Below are 16,475 nucleotides of genomic sequence, written 5' to 3'. Positions count from 1 at the left end.
AGGAGGTTCGACCATGCCCCTTCCCCTGATCGCCTGGGCCGTCGCCGCGGGAGGCGCCGCGGCCGCCGCCTACGTCGCCCGCCGGATGTCCAGGGACGAGGAGTTCGCCGGAAGGGTTCGCGAGGTGGCCGGTTCCTTCAGCAGGTCGGTGTCGGCCAGCGACGTACTCGACGGACTCCTGGAGATGGAGGAATCCGTCGCCATGCGCCACCTCGACGCCAGGGCGCCCCGGATGAGCGCCCAGGAGTGGGACGACTTCTCCGGGGCGGTGCACGCCCGCGTCACCAATCCCTACGAGGACGAGGAGACCAAGGCCCGCACGCGCCGCCTGTACTCCTACGCGGGCAACCTCAGATGACGCGGCCGCCGTCCACCGGGCTCCCGCTCAGCCCAGCAGGTGGGCGTTGACCTCGCGCACGCCACCGGCCAGGTCGGGCCGCTCCACGACCGTCCGGCCCGCCGCGCGCAGGCGTTCGGCGCCGTCGCAGTCCACGAACACGGAGGGCTCACGCCAGGCGAACACCACGCGCGCGACGGGCGTGGCCAGGATCAGCGCCGAGCAGGACAGCGGCCGGGAGGCACGGGAGCTGCACGGTTCCAGGGACGAGTACAGGGTGGCTCCGGCCAGCCGGGGGTCGTCGGCGTCCACCTCCCGCAGGGCCGCCTCCTCGGCGTGGTCGTGCGGGTCGTCACGGCGCGAGTAGCCCTCGCCCAGGACGGTGCCGCCGGCGGCGACCACGGCGCAGCCCACCGAGAACGCCGTGTCCGAGGGCGGACAGGAGCGGGACAGCTCGACGGTGCGGCGCAGCCACCGGGCGTCGGACTCCCCCTCGGCGGGGGGCGGACCGGCGCTCACGCCCGCTCCCCCGGGGCCAGCCGGTAGCGCAGGACCGCCACGTCGCCCAGCGCCCTGGCCTCCACCAGCCGCATCGGCGCGTCGGGGGTCTGCGGGAAGGTGCCGGGCACGACGAAGCGCGGGGCGTCCTCCTGTCCCACCAGGAAGGGGGCCACCGCCAAGCGGAGCTCGTCGACCAACCCCGAGGTGAGGAAGAGGGTGTGGATGTGCCCTCCGCCCTCGACCAGCAGGCGGGCGACGCCCCGGGCGGCCAGGTCGGCCAGCACGGCCCGGGCGGTGGGCGGGTCCCCGGCGTCCACGACCTCGGCGGGCGGGTCGGCGGCGGGGCGGTCGGCCAGCGCGCGCCGGGCGGCGTCCACGCCCGCGCCGCCGGTGTAGACGACGGCTCCCGCGTCCCCGGTGGCGAAGAAGCGGGCCGCGGGGTCGAACTTGCCGCTGCGGGTGACCAGGGCCTTGAGCAGGTGCTCGGTGCGCCCGCGCTCCCGGCGGCGTTCGCGCAGCCGCGGGGAGCGCACCAGCAGTCTGGGGTTGTCGGCGCGCAGGGTGCCGGCGCCGACGAGGATGGCGTCGCACTCCGCCCGTAGTTCGTCGACCTCGGCGAAGTCGGCCTCGTTGGACAGGCGCAGCCGCTCGGGCCCGGTGTCGTCGATGCGTCCGTCGACCGACATGGCGCAGCTGAGGATGGTGTACGGGCGGTCCATGGCCCCAGGCTAGGCCACGGCGCGGGGCCGGGCGGTCCGCCGCCGGGGGGTACCGCGTACAGGAGTGCCCGGGGAGTGCACGCGTAAGGAGGGCCGTCCGTGCCCGGGGAACGCCCGCGTCCGAGGAGTGTCCGGGTCCGCGAGAGCCCGCGACCGGAAGGGTCAGCGGCTGCAAGGGACAGCGTCCGAGCGGTGTTCCGGCGTTTTCGGACCGCCGCGCCGCCGTTCACCGGTTGCGCCGCATTCCTGGGCACGGCAAGGAATTTCCGCAGGTGGCGACTGCGTACTCGGAATTTGCCTCCGATATGAGCGGGGAACGTTTTTCGCCGTTCCCGCACGGGGAAGGAGCCCGCGGCTCTGCTCCGGGGGCGGGACACAACCACCCTTACCCACACGTCTCCACCGCCACACACGCGCGCTCACGGAACCCGGGAAGCCCGTAGTCACGGGCTTGCGGCCTCCGGATCCCCATCCCGATTCCTCCCATAATGGACATTAGGTGTATAACCCCTAGCCCACCCAGGACCGCCCTTCGCCGCACCCCGCAGTACTTCCCGGGCACCGCGAACACCGATTTTTATGACCGGAGTCTGTGACTCGGTTAACAACACCGCTCACGCGGAATACAATCCAGTGGTCGACCACTCTTCCCACCTCAGACAAGAGGACGGCGATGTCTCGATTCACCTCCCCCCTTTTCCTGAGGCAGGCGGGGGGCAAACACGTCCGCGCCCACCCACCGCCCGCCGTTGACCTGACCCGGCCCAGCGTGGCCCGGCTGCACTCCTTCCACCTCAAGGGCAAGGACCACTTCGAGGCGGACCGGGACCTGGCCGGCCGCGCGGAGCGGGCCGCGCCCGGGTTCCAGGACCTCGTGCTGGGCGAGAGGGCCTTCCTCCAGCGCGCCGTCCGCCACCTGTGCGCGGACCTGGGCATCCGGCAGTTCATCCAGTTCGGCGCGGGGCTGCCCGCACCGGGCGACCCGCACGAGATCGCGCACGAGAGCGATCCCCGGGCGCGCATCGTCTACGCCACCGACGATCCGGTGGTCCTGACCCACCACCTCGCGCTGCTTCGCGACCGGCGCACCACCACCGCGGTGCGCGCCTCGCTCACCCGTCCGGACGAGCTCCTGGACAGCTCCGAGACCCGGAGCTTCCTCGACCTGGACGAGCCCGTCGGCCTGCTGCTCACCGGTGCCGTCACGCACACCTCCGACGCCGACCACCCGGCCGAGCACATCGCCGCCCTGCGCGACGCCCTGGCTCCCGGCAGCCACATGGTCCTCAGCCACTACTGCCGACCCGACTCCGCCGTCTTCCCCAAGGACGCGGCGCGGGCCGAGCAACTGGAGCAGGTGTTCGCCGAGCGCCTGCGCTCCGGCCGCTGGCGCTCCCGGCGGGCCATCCTCGACTTCTTCGAGGGCTGGCGCATTGCCGAGCCCGGCGTGATCGAGGTCCAGCGGTGGCGCACGCTGCCCGTGGCCCCTCCGGTACCCGGCTGCTACCAGATGCCCCAGCGCAACCGCCGCCTGCTCCTCGGCGGAGTCGCCGGAATCTGAGGCGTCACCTCCGCCCCGCGTCGCAGCCGCCCGGACCGGCAGCGGGCGAGGTCCGCCACCGCGCACACCGGGCCACTCAGCCCAGTGGCCCCGACACCGAGCGGTCCCGTGTCCCGACCACGGGAACCCTCGGAGCACTCCAGCGGCCCGAACCGCTGGCGCGGATGGTGGATGTCCGGCGGGGCGGCCCGGCCGCCCCGGCGCAGAGCCCCGGCACCGACGGACGGCGCCCCAGAGCACGGGCGCGGACCCGGTGCCGCTCTCCTCGCCGATGACCGGGCGCAGCCGCCCCCGGGCCACGTGTCCTCGGTCCCGTCCGACGGATCATGCCGTCGCCACGACAGACCGGGAGGCCGGTCGGACCGGTCCCGGCGCACGTCGCGTCCGCCGCGTGCGGACTTCCAGAGGAGCAATGGCTTCCGGAAGACCTGCGGCGACAAAGTACCGACGCACGAACGCGTGAGACAGCCGGGATGACTGGGATTCCGGGGACCGCGGTGCCCTGTGCGGGCACCAGTGCTTTCCGGGCGCCGGAAGGCCCGGGCACGAAAACGACAGGGCCCCTTCCCTGTCGGAAAAGGACCCTGTCCTGCTGCTCCCGCGATTGGACTCGAACCAATAACCTGCCGGTTAACAGCCGGCTGCTCTGCCGATTGAGCTACGCGGGATCGCACCCGTCCCCGAACCCCGGGGGCTCGGCGACATCCCCTAGCCTAGCGCGTTCCGAAGGGTGCTCGCGACGTGTTTTCGCACCTGCGCACCGGCTCCGGTCGCCCGTCCGGCCGCCGAAAGACCGAGGGCCCGCCGGATGCTTCCGACGGGCCCTCCGGGCGCTCCCGCGATTGGACTCGAACCAATAACCTGCCGGTTAACAGCCGGCTGCTCTGCCGATTGAGCTACGCGGGATGGCGTGTGCCCCACGGCCGGGCCGTGGTGACACGTCAAGCCTAGCGTCCCCGCGGAGTGCTCGTGACCGGTGTCGGCATGTGTGGCGGGGTCGCGACGGGGTAACGTCGAGCACGGATCACGCCGATCGTCTCCAAAGGGTGAAGAGGTAGACCATGCGTTACCGGATCACGTTCGCCGCCGGACTCGCCATCGGTTACGTCCTGGGAGCACGGGCGGGCAGGGCCCGCTACGAGCAGCTCGCGCGCACCGCGCGCAAGGTGGCCGACAGCCCGGTCGTCCAAGAGGTCGCCGGTCTGGTCGGCGCCCAGGTCAGCAACGCGGGCCGCACCGTCTACGACAAGGCCGTGGACAAGATGCCGGTCACGTCCGTGCGCGACTTCCTCGCGCGGCCCACCGACGAGGAGGTCGAACTCGTCGAGTGGGAGAACCACAGGTCCAACGGCACCCAGCCTACGGACGAGAACGGCTCCCCCGGCAACGGCGGGAAACGCTAGTGGCCCTGTTCTCCAGGGGCGTGCCCGCCGCGCTGCGCGCCCGGCTGGAGCGGGGCGAGCGCGTGCTGGCCCACGCGCCCGTCGCCTCTCCGGCCGGGGAGGCGGCGCCGCTCCTGGCCGCCACCACCCGGGCCCTGCACCTGCCCGACGGGCGCGCGGTGCCCTGGCAGGACATCGACCGGGCCAGCTGGAGCCCCGACGCCTTCACCTTCCTGGAGGAGGGCGCGGGCGAGCACACGGTGCGGCTGCGCTCGGACCCCGGCGCCGACGGCGTGGACTACCGCCGCCTGGCCGAGACCGTCTCCGAACGGGTCACCGCGACCATCCTGGTCAACCGCTTCGTGCCCTTCCCCGACCCGGACTCCTCCACGGGCTTTCGCCTGGTGGCGCGGCGGGCGCCCGGCGGCGCCGAGGTGGCCTGGCGCATCCACCTGGGCGAGGGGGTGGACCAGCGGGATCCGCGCCTGCCCGACGCCGTCTCCCGCTCCCTGGACGCCCTCCACGACCAGATGGGCGTGTGAGCCGCGTCCGGGGCCCGGCGCCGGCCGGACGGCGCCGGGCCGCGGGAAGGCCCCGCGCGCCCGGCTCCGGGTGACCGGGACCGGTCAGCAGGCGTCGTAGACGTAGTCCCCGTGGTCGGGGCCGACCAGGTTCAGGTCGCGCAGGATCATCCGGGAGGGCGCGCCCGGGGCGGCGCAGGCCTCCTCGAAGGTCATCCCCGCCTCCTCCAGCGCGTGGGGGTACTCCACCGCCAGGACGTTGTCACCGTAGACGTCGGTGTAGGCCTCGCACTCGTTCCACACCGCGCACTCCTCGGTCACGGCGAAGTCGAAGCCGACCTCGTCCCTGCCGCGCTCGGTGTCCTCGGCGGCGTTCTTCTGGCCCGCGGCCATGCCGTGTCCGTGGGTGATCTCGACCAGTGCGGAGGCCAGCGCGAGGTTGTCGTCGATCGTGAGCAGACCCTGGGAGCGCAGGTTGGAGTCGAGGTTGTCGAACTCGACCGCGTCGAAGCCCTTGTCCGCGCAGTCGGCGATGGTCTCGCCGAGGACGGCCGCGATGTCGGAGCGCTTGCCCTCGGTGGAGGTGTCCAGGAGGCGCTCGTCGTCCCAGTCCTCGTCGATGACGGGCTCGCCCGAGGCGTCGCGCAGGATCAGGTCCGCGTGCTCCTCCAGCCACCACTCCAGGTCGCCGGGCTGGGTCTGGAAGCCGTTGACGTAGCAGACGGAGTACGTCCCCTCCGCCGGTTCGGAGGTGGAGTCGCGCACCACCGTGCCCACGCCCGAGGGCGGGGCGTAGGAGGCGCCGAGCTGGTAGTCCAGCGTGCCCTCGGGGAAGCCCTCGAAGGCGGCCGTCGCGGCGGCGGTGTCGGCGGTGTCCGCGGTGGAGGAGGTGGACGAGGCGAGTTCGCCACCGCCCTGGCTCGCGCAGCCCGCGGCCAGGAGCGCCGTCAGGCCGACGGCCGCAGCGGCGCGGAGTCCGGTGGGTGTGGACATGGAGGAACCCCGTTCTGCGGCGGTGGGGTGTTCCGCCGCCTGGTGGTCGGCGGTCCCGCCGCGCGGGCGGGACGGCGCCTACGGTAGGTGCTCGCGCCCGGCGCGGGGCCCGGCCCGCGGAACCCGGGGGTCACGGGCGGGGCCCGCGCCGGAACGCACGGTCACCTTAGCCACGGACACGGTCCGACGAAAGGCTCAGCCTCCGGGCCACCGACCGGACACGCTCCCCGGAGGGCCAGGAGCTGCGGGAACCCGCCGGGTGTGTCGGCAGGGTCACACGAGCCTCAGGACACAACAGGAGTCACACACGGGCGGGTCACCCGGCCGGCTTCCGCGCGTCGCGTTCGGCCAGCCCCCGAGCCAGCACCTCGGCCAGGTGCAGCGCCCGGCGGCCCGCCCCCTGCTCGATCTGGGTGCGGCAGCTGTAGCCGTCGGCCAGCACCAGCGTGTCCGGGGAGGCGCCGCGCACGCGGGGCAGCAGCTCGCGTTCGCCGATGGCCGCGGACACCTCGTAGTGGCCCTCGGTGAACCCGAAGTCGCCCGCCAGCCCGCAGCAGCCCGAGTCCAGCACCTCGCCGTCGATCCCCGCGCGGGCGATCAGCTCGCGGTCGGCGTCGAAGCCGATCACCGCGTGCTGGTGGCAGTGCACCTGCGCCAGGGCCGAGGCCGCGATCCGGGGCGGCCGCCAGTCGGGCGCGTACTCGTTGAGGAAGCCCGCGAGGGTGCGCACGGCCGCGGCCACCCGCTCGCTCCGCTCCCCCGGGAGCAGTTCGACCAGGTCGTGACGGAGCGCGGCGGTGCAGCTGGGCTCCAGGCCCACCACGGGCAGCCCCTCCTCCACCAGCGGCTCCAGCGCCCGCACCGCGCGGCGCATCACCGCGCGGGCGGTGTCCAGCTGCCCGGTGGACACCCACGTCAGGCCGCAGCACACCTGTCCCTGGGGCAGCACCACAGTGAAACCGGCGTCCTCCAGCACGCGCACGGCGGCCGCGGGCACGTTCGGGTTGAGGTGGTTGCCGAAGGTGTCCGGCCACAGCACCACCCGGGGTCCGCCGACGCGGGCCTGCCCGCGTGCGGCGCGGCGCCGGAACGCGCGGGTGAAGGTGGTGCGGGCGAACGACGGCAGGTCGCGCTGGGCGGCCACGCCCGCGACCCTCTTGGCCAGGCGCGACACCCCGGGCAGCCGGGCGGCGCGGTTGGTCTCGGCCGGGGCGATCGAGGCCAGGCGCGCCCAGAGGGGCAGCCAGCCCATGGAGTAGTGGGCGGCCGGGCGGACCCTGCCCCGGTAGTGCTGGTGCAGGAACTCGGCCTTGTAGGAGGCCATGTCCACGTTGACCGGGCAGTCGCTCAGGCATCCCTTGCAGGACAGGCACAGGTCCAGGCTCTCGCGCACCTCCTCCGAGCGCCAGCCGTCGGTGATGACGTCGCCGCTGGCCATCTCGAACAGCAGGTGGGCGCGGCCCCGGGTGGAGTGCTTCTCCTCCTGGGTGACCTGGTAGCTGGGGCACATGACGCCCGGCCCCTCCTGACGGCGGCACTTGCCCACCCCGGAGCAGCGGCGCAGCGCCTTGGCGAGGTCGCCGTCGTCCTCGCGGTAGGCCAGTTCGGCCCGCGAGAGCAGCGGCAGCACGGGGCCGGAGCCGGAGGGGCCGGGGACGGCGGCCACCCGGACGTCGGAGTCCAGCGGCAGCGGATCGACGATGACGCCGGGGTTCATGAGGCCTGCGGGGTCCCAGATCCGCTTGAACTCGCCGAAGGCGCGGATGAGGGAGGCCGGGTACATGCGGGCCAGGAGCTCCGAGCGCGCCTGGCCGTCACCGTGCTCGCCCGACAGGGAGCCTCCGTGCCGGACCACGGTGTCGGCGGCCTCCTCCATGAACTCCCGGTACTCGCGCCGACCCCGCTCGGTGGTGAGCTCGAAGTCGATGCGCACGTGCAGGCAGCCGTCGCCGAAGTGGCCGTAGACCACGCCGAAGCGGCCGTGGCGCTCCATGAGCGCCTCGAAGTCGCGCAGGTAGTCGCCCAGGTTCTCGGGCGGCACCGCGGCGTCCTCCCATCCCGACCAGGCCTCGGCCCCCGAGGGCGTGCGCTGGGTGAGCCCGGCGCCCTCCTCCCGGATGCGCCAGAGCGCCTTCTGGTGGGCGGGGTCGGAGACGACGAGGGCGTCGCGGGGGCGGGAGGCGCCCGCCAGGGCGGCCAGCATGCCCTCCGCGGCGTCGGCGGCGTCCGCGGGGTCCTTCCCGGCGACCTCCACCAGGAGCCAGGCCCCGCCCTCGGGCAGCGGCACGCGCGAGCCGGAGCCGAACCGGTCCAGGGAGGCGACCATGCGGTGGTTGATGCCCTCGACGGTGAGCGGGCCGTGGCCGAGCAGGTCGGGGACGGCGTCGGCGGCCGCGGGGGCGTCCGGGTAACCGAGGACGGCCAAGGCGCGGGCGGGCGGCGACTCGACCAGGCGCACGGTGGCGCCGAGGACGAACACGCAGGTGCCCTCGGTGCCCACGAGGGCGGCGGCGACGTCGCGGCCCTTCTCCGGCAGCAGGCGGTCCAGGGCGTAGCCGGACACGCGGCGGCGGAAGTCGGGCATCGCGGTGCGCAGCTCGGCGCGGTGGGCGTCCACGAGGCGGGCGAGGGCGGCGTGGATCCGCCCCTCGCGCCCGGGGCGCGCGGCCAGGGCGCGGTGCTCCTCCTCGCCGCCGCTGGAGCCGACGGTGAGCCGGGTCCCGTCGCTGAGCAGCACGTCGAGGGAGACGATGTTGTCGGCGGTGGTGCCCCAGGCGACCGAGTGGGAGCCGCAGGCGTTGTTGCCGACCATGCCGCCCACGGTGCAGCGGCTGTGGGTGGAGGGGTCGGGGGCGAAGGTGAGCCCGTGCTCGGCGGCGGCGCGGCGCAGGTCGTCGAGGATGACGCCGGGTTGCACGGTGGCGGTGCGCGCCACGGGGTCGATGTGCTCGATGGCGCGCAGGTGGCGTGAGGTGTCGATGACGACGCCGGTGCCGATGGCGTTGCCCGCGATGGAGGTGCCGCCGCCCCGGGGCACGATCGCAGCACCGTGCTCAGCGCAGGTGCGGACCGCCGCCACGCAGTCCTCGACGGTCTCGGGGACCACCACGGCCAGCGGGACCCGGCGGTAGTTGGAGGCGTCGGAGGTGTAGAGGGCGCGGGTGCCCGCGTCGAAGGCGACCGTGCCCCGGACGCGGCTCTCCAGGTCGCGGCGCAGGGCGGCGACGTCGGTTCGGGCTGTGGTGCTGCTGTGCGGGTCGGCCATGGTGCCAGCGTGGCGGCTGCGGCCGCGGCGCCGCAAGCGTGCCGCGCTGCCCGTCCGCACCGCCCCGCCGCGCCGTCCGGAACCGGGGACGCGGGGCCGGGGGCGTGGGGTCGCGGACGCGTGGTCGGAGCCCTGAGTCGAAGGCGCGGAGCCCGGAGCCCGGAGTCGGGGCCGGTGTCCGGGTTCCTCCGGAACCGGTGCCCGCGCCGTACGCCCCGGGGGTCAGCCCCCGAGGGACTCGTCCATGACCCGCACCAGCTCGCCGCGGGGGTCCATGTCCAGGTTCCACACCATGAGCCCGCCCAACCCCTGTTCGAGCACGTACTCGCCCTTGAGGCGGATCACCTCGGGGTTGTCGTAGGCCCACCACTCGTCGCCGTCCAGGACCCAGGAGGCGCCCGCCTCCTCGTCCAGGGCACGGGGGCCCTCGATCTCCTGGAGTTCGGAGAAGGCCATGGTCGGGCCGTCGTAGCGGTCCTCCGCGGGCCCCGCGACCGGCTGCCCCGGCCCGGGCTCGGAGGGGTCCTGCAACCGCCAGCCGCGGCCGAAGGCCGGAACGCCCATCACGAGCCGGTCCGGCGGCGCGCCCAGGTCCACGTAGCGCCGCACGGCACGGTCGACGCTGTTGGCGTCGGCGTCGGAGGTGTACAGGTTGGAGTGGTAGGCGGTCCGCTCGCTCCACGGACCGGCGAAGTCGTAGCCCTGCACGGTGGCGAAGTCCAGGTACTCGAAGACCCGCGCGTCGTAGGCCTCGCTGGCCGCGGCCCCGCCGGGCAGCGACGCGGACAGGACGTACTCCTCGCCGGTCTCCCGGGACAGCTCGTCCATCTGGCGGCGGAACTCGGCCGCCAGGAGGGTGAAGTTGGCCGCGTCGTCGGGGTGCTCCACGTTGTCCGGATGGCCCGCTCCCCCGGGCCACTCCCAGTCCAGGTCGATGCCGTCGAAGATCCCGGCGGCCACCCCGTCGCCGCCCTGCGGCTCGCCCTCGAACACCGGCAGGTCGCCGCGCAGCCACAGGTCCAGGCAGGAGGCCACGAAGGCCTCCCGGGACTCGGGGGTGCGGGCCGCGGTGGAGAAGTGCGTGGACCAGTTCCAGCCGCCCAGGGACAGGCTGGCCCGCAGACGGGGGTGCCCCTCCTGGAGCTGGCGCAGCTGGTTGAGGCTGCCCGCGAGTTCCTGCTCGTACTCGTCGGCCCGCCCGCTGACGCTCTCGTCGGCGTCGTAGCGCCGCTGGTACAGCTCCCAGGGCTGGTCGTGGGTGCCCGGGATGTGGCACAGGCCCTCGGAGCTGACGTCGCCGAACGCCCACATCAGGCGGGTCAGGTGCTCGGGGGCCCCGCTGTCCTCAAGCTCCTTGACGGTGTAGCCGCGGTTGGCCACGTTCCAGTCGGCGAAGTACCCGATGCGCTCGGGGTTCCTTCCGGTCGCGGCCACGAAGACCCCCGTGATCAGCACTGCGGCGGCCACGACCGCGCCCAGGACGAGCAGGGGTCGGCGCCGCGGGGGCGGCGCGCCGTCCGGCGGGGCTGGCGTGGTTCTCACACCTACGACGGTAGACGCCGAGCGCGTCCGATGCGGCGGGTCGACACCGGTTCGGCCACATCAGGCCGACCGTCCGCCGGACGGGAACCCCGGGGGCGGCCCACGCGTTGGTGGTGGCCGCCGACCGTCCGGACGCGGTCGGGCGCTGACGGGCGCCCCGTACCGCCGCTCAGCCGGTGCGGGCCCAGCCGGTGCGGGCCCAGCCGGTGCGCACTCAGTCGGTGCGGATGAAGTCGCGCAGGCTCCCGGCCCGCGAGGGGTGGCGGAGCTTGGCCAGGGTCTTGGCCTCGATCTGGCGGATGCGCTCGCGGGTCACCCCGAACTCGCGCCCCACCTCCTCCAGCGTGTGCGGGTGGCCGTCGGCCATCCCGAAGCGCAGCCGGATGATGCGCCGCTCGCGGTCGGACAGGCCGCCGAGGATGGCCCCCAGCTGCTCCTGGAGGACGGTGAAGGCCGCCGCCTCGACGGGGGCGACCGCGTCGGAGTCCTCGATGAAGTCGCCGAAGTCGGACTCCTCCTCACCGATGGGCGACTGGAGCGAGACCGGCTCCCGGGCGATGCGCTGGATCTCCACGACGCGCTGGCCGACGAACCCGGCGGCCGAGGAGATCTCCTCGACGCTGGGTTCGCGGCCGAGCTGCTGGTGCAGCTGGTGCTGGACCCGGACGACCTTGTTGATCGTCTCGACCATGTGCACGGGGATGCGGATCGTGCGCGCCTGGTCGGCGATCGCCCGCGTGATGGCCTGGCGGATCCACCACGTCGCGTAGGTGGAGAACTTGAAGCCCTTGCCGTAGTCGAACTTCTCCACGGCCCGGATCAGGCCCAGGTTGCCCTCCTGGACGAGGTCGAGCAGGAGCAGGCCCCGGCCCATGTACCTCTTGGCGATGGACACCACCAGGCGCAGGTTGGCCTCGATCAGGCTCCTCTTGGCCCGCAGCCCCTCCTCGACCAGGCAGGCCAGCTCCTCGGCGGTGCGCACGCCCTCCGCGGGCGCGCAGTGCTGCGCGTAGAGGCCGACCTCGACCGCCTTGGCGAGTTCGACCTCCTGCTCGGCGCTCAGCAGCGGTACCCGGCCGATCTCGCGCAGGTAGAGGCGGACCAGGTCCGACCCGGAGCGCCGGCCGCCGTCGACGACGGGGCCGGGGTCCTCCGAACCGGTGTCGTCGGCGCCGGAGACCTCCACGCCGATCCGGGCGAGGTGGGCGACCGCCTGGTCCAGGTGGTCCGGGGGCGCGTCCAGCCGGTCCAGGGCCGAGGCCACCTCTTCACGGCTGATGGGCCCCGTGTCGGGGAGCAGCCGGACCACCTGTCGAATGGACGGCGTTTCGTTGGTCACAACTGTTGGAGCCACCTGCCCATTGTGCCCTTTCGGGCGCCCGGGAAGGGAGAACTACTATTGTCACCCCGGTGCTACATACCGCCCCGTCACATCTCCTGGAGAGCGCGTTTTTGCTGTTGGAGCGCCATGAGTTCGGTCAGCAGCCGCTGTTGTTCCTCCACCTGCGGAGTTCCCTCCAGGCGGGACAGTTCCGATCTCAGGTTTGACTCGCGCCGGTTGATGGAATGAGTCTTGATTGTGCCCAGTATTTGCCGGGCGTAATGCTCGTCGAGTTCTCCGTAGAACTCCAGTTGTTCCACCACCAAACGGGTGAGGAAATCACGCTGTGTGTCATTGGTGGCTGCCTCGCGCAGGCCGTTCACCCACGCGGCGGGGTCGTGCGCGGCGGCCACCCCGCCCGCGGCGGTGATGAGCCCCAGCACCGCGCGGTGCTGGGGGACGGTGAAGTCCTCCTCGGTGAACGCGTCGAAGCCCACGGCCAACGAGGGGGTCTGCAGGGCGATCTTGAGCGCCTGGCGCTCGCGCTGCACGGAGGGGTCGCCCAGGTTGTAGGGCGCCTCCTGCGCGTCCGGGGTGGGCACGGGCCGCGCGGGGGCCGTCCGCGGCCCGGGGCCGCGTCCCCGGGCGCCGCGCATGTGCTGGTTGACCCGGCGCAGCACGAAGGCCTCGTCCAGGATGCCGATCCAGCGGTCCAGGTTCCTGCCGTAGTCGCGGCGCACGCCCTCGTCGCGGATGCTGGCGACCACCGGGGCGGCGGCGTCCAGGGCGGCCATCCTGCCCTCGGGGGTGGACAGGTCGTAGCTCTCCATGACGTTGCGGATCATGAACTCGTACAGCGGGGCGGCGTCCTTGACGAGGTCGACCACGGCCTGCGGTCCGTGCTGGAGTCGCAGGTCGCAGGGGTCGAGCCCGTCGGGCTGAACGGCGACGAAGGTCTCGGAGGCGAACCCGTGCTCCTCGGCGAAGGCGCGCACGGCCGCCTTCTGGCCCGCCTTGTCTCCGTCGAAGGTGAACACGACCCTGCCGCTCTGTCCTGTGCGGCCCAGCAGCATGCGGCGCAGGATCTTGACGTGGTCCTCGCCGAAGGAGGTGCCGCAGGTGGCCACGGCGGTGTCCTCACCGGCGAGGTGGCAGGCCATGACGTCGGTGTAGCCCTCGACGATGACCGCCTTGCCCTCCCGGGCGATGTTGCGCTTGGCCAGGTCGAGCCCGTACAGCAGCCGCCCCTTGTGGAAGACGGGGCTCTCGGGGGAGTTGAGGTACTTGGGCCCGTCCTCCTCGGGGTCGAGCTTGCGGGCGCCGAACCCGACCACCTCGCCGGTGACCTCGCGGATGGGCCACAGCAGCCGGTTGCGGAAGCGGTCGTAGGCGCCGCGCCGCCCCTGGCTGGCCAGGCCGCCCTCGACCAGCTCGGCGTCGGTGAAGCCCTTGCGGCGCAGGTGCGCGGTGAGGTTCTCCCATCCGGCGGGGGCGTAGCCCAGGCCGAAGTGCTCGGCATGCGTGCGGTTGAACCCGCGCTCGTCCAGGAAGCGCCGGGCGGTGACCGCGCCCGGGGAGAGGAGCTGTTCGGCGTAGAACTCGGCGGCGGCGCGGTGGGCGTCGAGCATGCGCTGGCGCTTGCCGGTGTCGTGCCTGGCGGCGCTGCGCCCGCCCTCCTCGTAGCGCAGGGTGATGCCCGCTTGGCGGGCGAGCGTCTCGACGGCCTCGGTGAAGCTGAGGCTGTCGATCCTCTGGAGGAAGGAGATGGTGTCCCCGCCCTCCCCGCAGCCGAAGCAGTTCCCCGTGAGGATGTTGTCCTCCAGGACGAACGCCTGCCCGTCGTCGACGACCGCGCAGAAGACCTCCTCGACGCGATCGGTCTCCTCCACCGAACGCACGGTCCAGCCCCGGCGGGCGAACTTCTTCTCCGCGCCGCAGAAACGCGTGCGGTGCTCGTCGTGGAGGAAGAACTCCTCGGTCAGGTCGTCGTTGACGAAGTGCACGCGAAAGAGCGAGGAGGGTTCACGGCCGGGAAAGCCCTCGCGTACCTGTTCGGTGATTCCGTAGGTGCCGATGCCCAGACGTGTGCAGACCATGCGGACGTGCTCCAGCACGGACCGGTCGGCGCAGTTGAGCGAGGCCGTGCCGTCCTTGGCGACGTGTCCGTCGGCCGCCAGGTACCCGGCGAGCCAACCGTAGAGGTAGGAGGGGGACTCGTCCAAGGACGGCAGGTCCTTGAAGAACCCTGGTAGGTGGTGCACCAGGATCTGGCGTCCGTGCTGGGAGGTCTCGCTGCACGGGAACCACTTGAGGAGCGACAGGTCCTTCTCCGCGTCGAGCTGCGCGATGCTACCCCGGTTCAGCCTTGACCCGTCTCCGAAGGTGATCCCGTGCGCGATGCCGAAGGGCGAGGGAACGGTGGTGGTGACCTTCTTGGCCGGGAAGACGTAGGCGAGCCGGTGGTCCGGCTTCAGCTCCTGGGTCGTGACCTCGCGGAGCTTGGAGCGGTCCTTCCCGGCCTGGACGAACCAGCGGTGCTCCGGCGTGGCGTAGATCTCCTTGCGCTGGCCGTTCCTACTCAGGGTCACGCGCATCAGCCTCTGCACGCCGAAGGAGGAGAACGGCGCCTCCACCCAGCGGGCGCTGCGAGTGAGAATCGTGTGCCTGCCGCCCGCCAGTTCACGGATTGGCCGCACCCCGTCACGGGTGAGGACCCGGGTCTCCCCTGCCAAGCAGTAGAACAGGTTCTTGGAGGGGGTGACGTTGAAGGAGGGGGACTTCTCGTCGTGGAAGGGGCACAGTCCCTTCAACGACCCGCCCCCGGCGTTGCGGAGCTGGAGGTACTCGCCGATCACGTCGGCGATGGGCGCGCGCTCGCGTACGAGGGCGATGTCTTCGTCTCTGATCCGGCCTGCCACGGTCTCCAGGGTAGTTCTCCCCGCCGACACCCGGACCGCCGTCCGCGGTCCCGCCCGTCCCCGCGCAGCGAGGGCCCTCCCCCCGAGGCGCGGCGGCGCCGGTGCCCGGGTTTCCCCGCCGCGCCACCGGGCGGCCACCTTCCGGCCGGTTCCGCGCCCGCGGGCTCTGGGACCATCGGGTTCCCCCCGATGACCGGTTCCCCGAGGAGGCTCGGTACAGGTGCGCGGACTCCCCCACACGTCCGGCCGCGGCGCTTTCTGGTTCGTCGTGGTCGCCTCGGCCCTCGCGGTGGTCCTGGCCGTGGCGCTCGGCTTCGTCGTGGTCAACCGCCTGACCGGCGGCGTCACGGTCCTCGTGGAGGGCGTGGTCGGCTCGGAGAAGGTGGAGCTGTTCGAGGACGGGCTGGTCGTGGAGCGCTTCGCCGAACTCGGGTACGAGGTGCGGGTGCGCCCCCGGGGCTCGCGCCTGATGGCCGAGGACGCCGAGGGCGCCGACTTCGTCTCCCCCGGATCGGGTCCGGCCTCCGAGCACGTGCGCGGGCGGCACGGGATCTCCGCCGAGTACCGGCCCTTCAGCACACCCATGGTGCTGCTGAGCTACCAGCCGATGGTGGACGCCCTGGAGGGCGCCGGGGTCGCCGAACAGGCCGGGGACGGCACGTGGTCGCTGGACCTGGCCGCCTACCTGGAGCTGACCGAGGAGCGCACCCGCTGGCGCGACCTGCCCGGGGACGCGGTCAGCGCCAGCAACCGCAACGAGGTGCTGGTGCGCACCACCGACCCGCGCACCTCCAACTCGGCGGCGATGCACGTGGCGGCCCTGTCCTACCTGCTCAACGGCGAGGAGGTGGTCGCGCCGGGCGGGGTGGACGAGGAGCTCACCCGGACGCTGTCGCGCCTGTTCCTGGCCCAGGGCCAGCCGCCGGAGTCCTCACAGCAGCCCTTCGACCAGTACCGCGACCTGGGGTCGGGGCACACGCCGCTGCTGTGGGCCTACGAGGCGCAGTACGTGGACGCGATGGTCAACGGGCCCGCGCTCGCCGACGACGCGGTGGTGCTCTACCCCGGGCCGACCGTGTACGCCGTGCACACCGTCGTGCCGTTCACGGAGGCGGGCGACGCGGTCGGCCGCCTGCTCACCGAGGACCCGCGGCTCCAGGAGCTGGCCGCCGCGCACGGGTTCCGCACCGAGGGCGGCACCCAGTTCGAGGACCTGGTGGCCGAGCACGGGCTGCCGGTGCGCACCCGGGTGGCGGACGTGGTGAACACGCCCACCTACGAGGTCCTGGAGACCCTGTTGACGGGGATCGAGGACTCCTACAGCAGCAACGGGATGCGCCCGCCCGCCCCGGACGCGTCGGTGCGCGACGGCGGCGCCGGGAGCGGGGGCTAGGGCATGGCGCGCGGACACGGAG

General features: G+C 73.1%; 12 protein-coding genes and 2 tRNA genes. 5 read left to right on the top strand and 9 right to left on the bottom strand.

Going from position 1 to position 16,475, the window contains the following annotated elements:
* Nucleotides 1–13 precede the first annotated feature (13 nt).
* Complete coding sequence (locus PV789_RS07980) at nt 14–358, top strand: hypothetical protein (protein WP_274976818.1); 345 nt, start codon at nt 14–16, stop codon at nt 356–358.
* Nucleotides 359–385: 27 nt separating this feature from the next.
* On the opposite strand, the gene PV789_RS07975 is transcribed toward PV789_RS07980, so the two are convergent.
* Nucleotides 386–856 carry a cytidine/deoxycytidylate deaminase family protein gene (locus PV789_RS07975; RefSeq protein ID WP_274976817.1) on the bottom strand — a complete coding sequence of 157 codons (471 nt, stop codon included), beginning with the start codon at nt 854–856 and terminating at the stop codon, nt 386–388.
* Nucleotides 853–1,557, bottom strand: a complete 705-nt coding sequence (locus PV789_RS07970; protein ID WP_274976816.1) for a RibD family protein — start codon at nt 1,555–1,557, stop codon at nt 853–855. The genes PV789_RS07975 and PV789_RS07970 overlap by 4 nt, the downstream gene beginning before the upstream one ends.
* 673 nt (nt 1,558–2,230) lie before the next feature.
* Between PV789_RS07970 and PV789_RS07965 the strand changes: the two genes are divergently transcribed.
* Entirely contained in the window at nt 2,231–3,118 is an 888-nt protein-coding gene (locus PV789_RS07965) for an SAM-dependent methyltransferase (RefSeq protein WP_274976815.1), read from the top strand.
* A gap of 595 nt (nt 3,119–3,713) precedes the next feature.
* Here the strand turns inward: PV789_RS07965 and PV789_RS07960 are convergent.
* Nucleotides 3,714–3,786, bottom strand: a tRNA-Asn gene (locus PV789_RS07960).
* Between the two features lie 165 nt (nt 3,787–3,951).
* A tRNA-Asn gene (locus PV789_RS07955) sits at nt 3,952–4,024 on the bottom strand.
* Nucleotides 4,025–4,179: 155 nt separating this feature from the next.
* On the opposite strand from PV789_RS07955, the gene PV789_RS07950 reads away from it, so the two are divergent.
* On the top strand, nt 4,180–4,521 hold the full coding sequence (locus PV789_RS07950; RefSeq protein ID WP_274976814.1) for a hypothetical protein: 342 nt from the start codon (nt 4,180–4,182) through the stop codon (nt 4,519–4,521).
* Nucleotides 4,521–5,042: a hypothetical protein gene (locus PV789_RS07945; RefSeq protein WP_274976813.1), complete on the top strand. Its 522-nt coding sequence runs from the start codon at nt 4,521–4,523 to the stop codon at nt 5,040–5,042. The genes PV789_RS07950 and PV789_RS07945 overlap by 1 nt, the downstream gene beginning before the upstream one ends.
* 84 nt (nt 5,043–5,126) lie before the next feature.
* Here the strand turns inward: PV789_RS07945 and PV789_RS07940 are convergent, their stop codons facing one another.
* The 5 genes from PV789_RS07940 to dnaG form a co-directional block, all read right to left on the bottom strand.
* Entirely contained in the window at nt 5,127–6,014 is an 888-nt protein-coding gene (locus PV789_RS07940) for an endo alpha-1,4 polygalactosaminidase (RefSeq protein WP_274976812.1), read from the bottom strand.
* A 316-nt stretch (nt 6,015–6,330) separates the two neighbouring features.
* Entirely contained in the window at nt 6,331–9,279 is a 2,949-nt protein-coding gene (locus PV789_RS07935) for an FAD-binding and (Fe-S)-binding domain-containing protein (protein ID WP_274976811.1), read from the bottom strand.
* Nucleotides 9,280–9,501: 222 nt separating this feature from the next.
* Nucleotides 9,502–10,821 (bottom strand): glycoside hydrolase family 18 protein, encoded by a 1,320-nt coding sequence (locus PV789_RS07930; protein ID WP_498049011.1) that lies wholly within the window; start codon nt 10,819–10,821, stop codon nt 9,502–9,504.
* A 214-nt stretch (nt 10,822–11,035) separates the two neighbouring features.
* Nucleotides 11,036–12,130, bottom strand: coding sequence for an RNA polymerase sigma factor RpoD (gene rpoD, locus PV789_RS07925; protein WP_274978080.1), 1,095 nt, complete (start codon nt 12,128–12,130; stop codon nt 11,036–11,038).
* Between the two features lie 119 nt (nt 12,131–12,249).
* On the bottom strand, nt 12,250–15,060 hold the full coding sequence (gene dnaG / locus PV789_RS07920; RefSeq protein ID WP_274976810.1) for a DNA primase: 2,811 nt from the start codon (nt 15,058–15,060) through the stop codon (nt 12,250–12,252).
* Nucleotides 15,061–15,280: 220 nt separating this feature from the next.
* Here dnaG and PV789_RS07915 point away from each other — a divergent pair, with 220 nt between their 5' ends.
* Nucleotides 15,281–16,453, top strand: coding sequence for a hypothetical protein (locus tag PV789_RS07915; protein ID WP_274976809.1), 1,173 nt, complete (start codon nt 15,281–15,283; stop codon nt 16,451–16,453).
* The last annotated feature ends 22 nt before the right edge of the window (nt 16,454–16,475 follow it).

This window comes from Nocardiopsis camelliae (genome assembly GCF_028993595.1).
In the GTDB taxonomy this organism is placed as follows: domain Bacteria; phylum Actinomycetota; class Actinomycetes; order Streptosporangiales; family Streptosporangiaceae; genus Nocardiopsis; species Nocardiopsis dassonvillei.
The sequence above is the reverse complement of the archived record's forward strand: the minus strand, read 5'-3'. Positions and strand labels throughout refer to the sequence as shown.

Coding starts and splice junctions, on each gene's coding strand:
- PV789_RS07980 (WP_274976818.1), top strand. CDS start 14: ATGCCCCTTCCCCTGATCGCCTGGGCCGTCGCCGCGGGAGGCGCCGCG.
- PV789_RS07970 (WP_274976816.1), bottom strand. CDS start 1,557: ATGGACCGCCCGTACACCATCCTCAGCTGCGCCATGTCGGTCGACGGA.
- PV789_RS07965 (WP_274976815.1), top strand. CDS start 2,231: ATGTCTCGATTCACCTCCCCCCTTTTCCTGAGGCAGGCGGGGGGCAAA.
- PV789_RS07950 (WP_274976814.1), top strand. CDS start 4,180: ATGCGTTACCGGATCACGTTCGCCGCCGGACTCGCCATCGGTTACGTC.
- PV789_RS07940 (WP_274976812.1), bottom strand. CDS start 6,014: ATGTCCACACCCACCGGACTCCGCGCCGCTGCGGCCGTCGGCCTGACG.
- PV789_RS07935 (WP_274976811.1), bottom strand. CDS start 9,279: ATGGCCGACCCGCACAGCAGCACCACAGCCCGAACCGACGTCGCCGCC.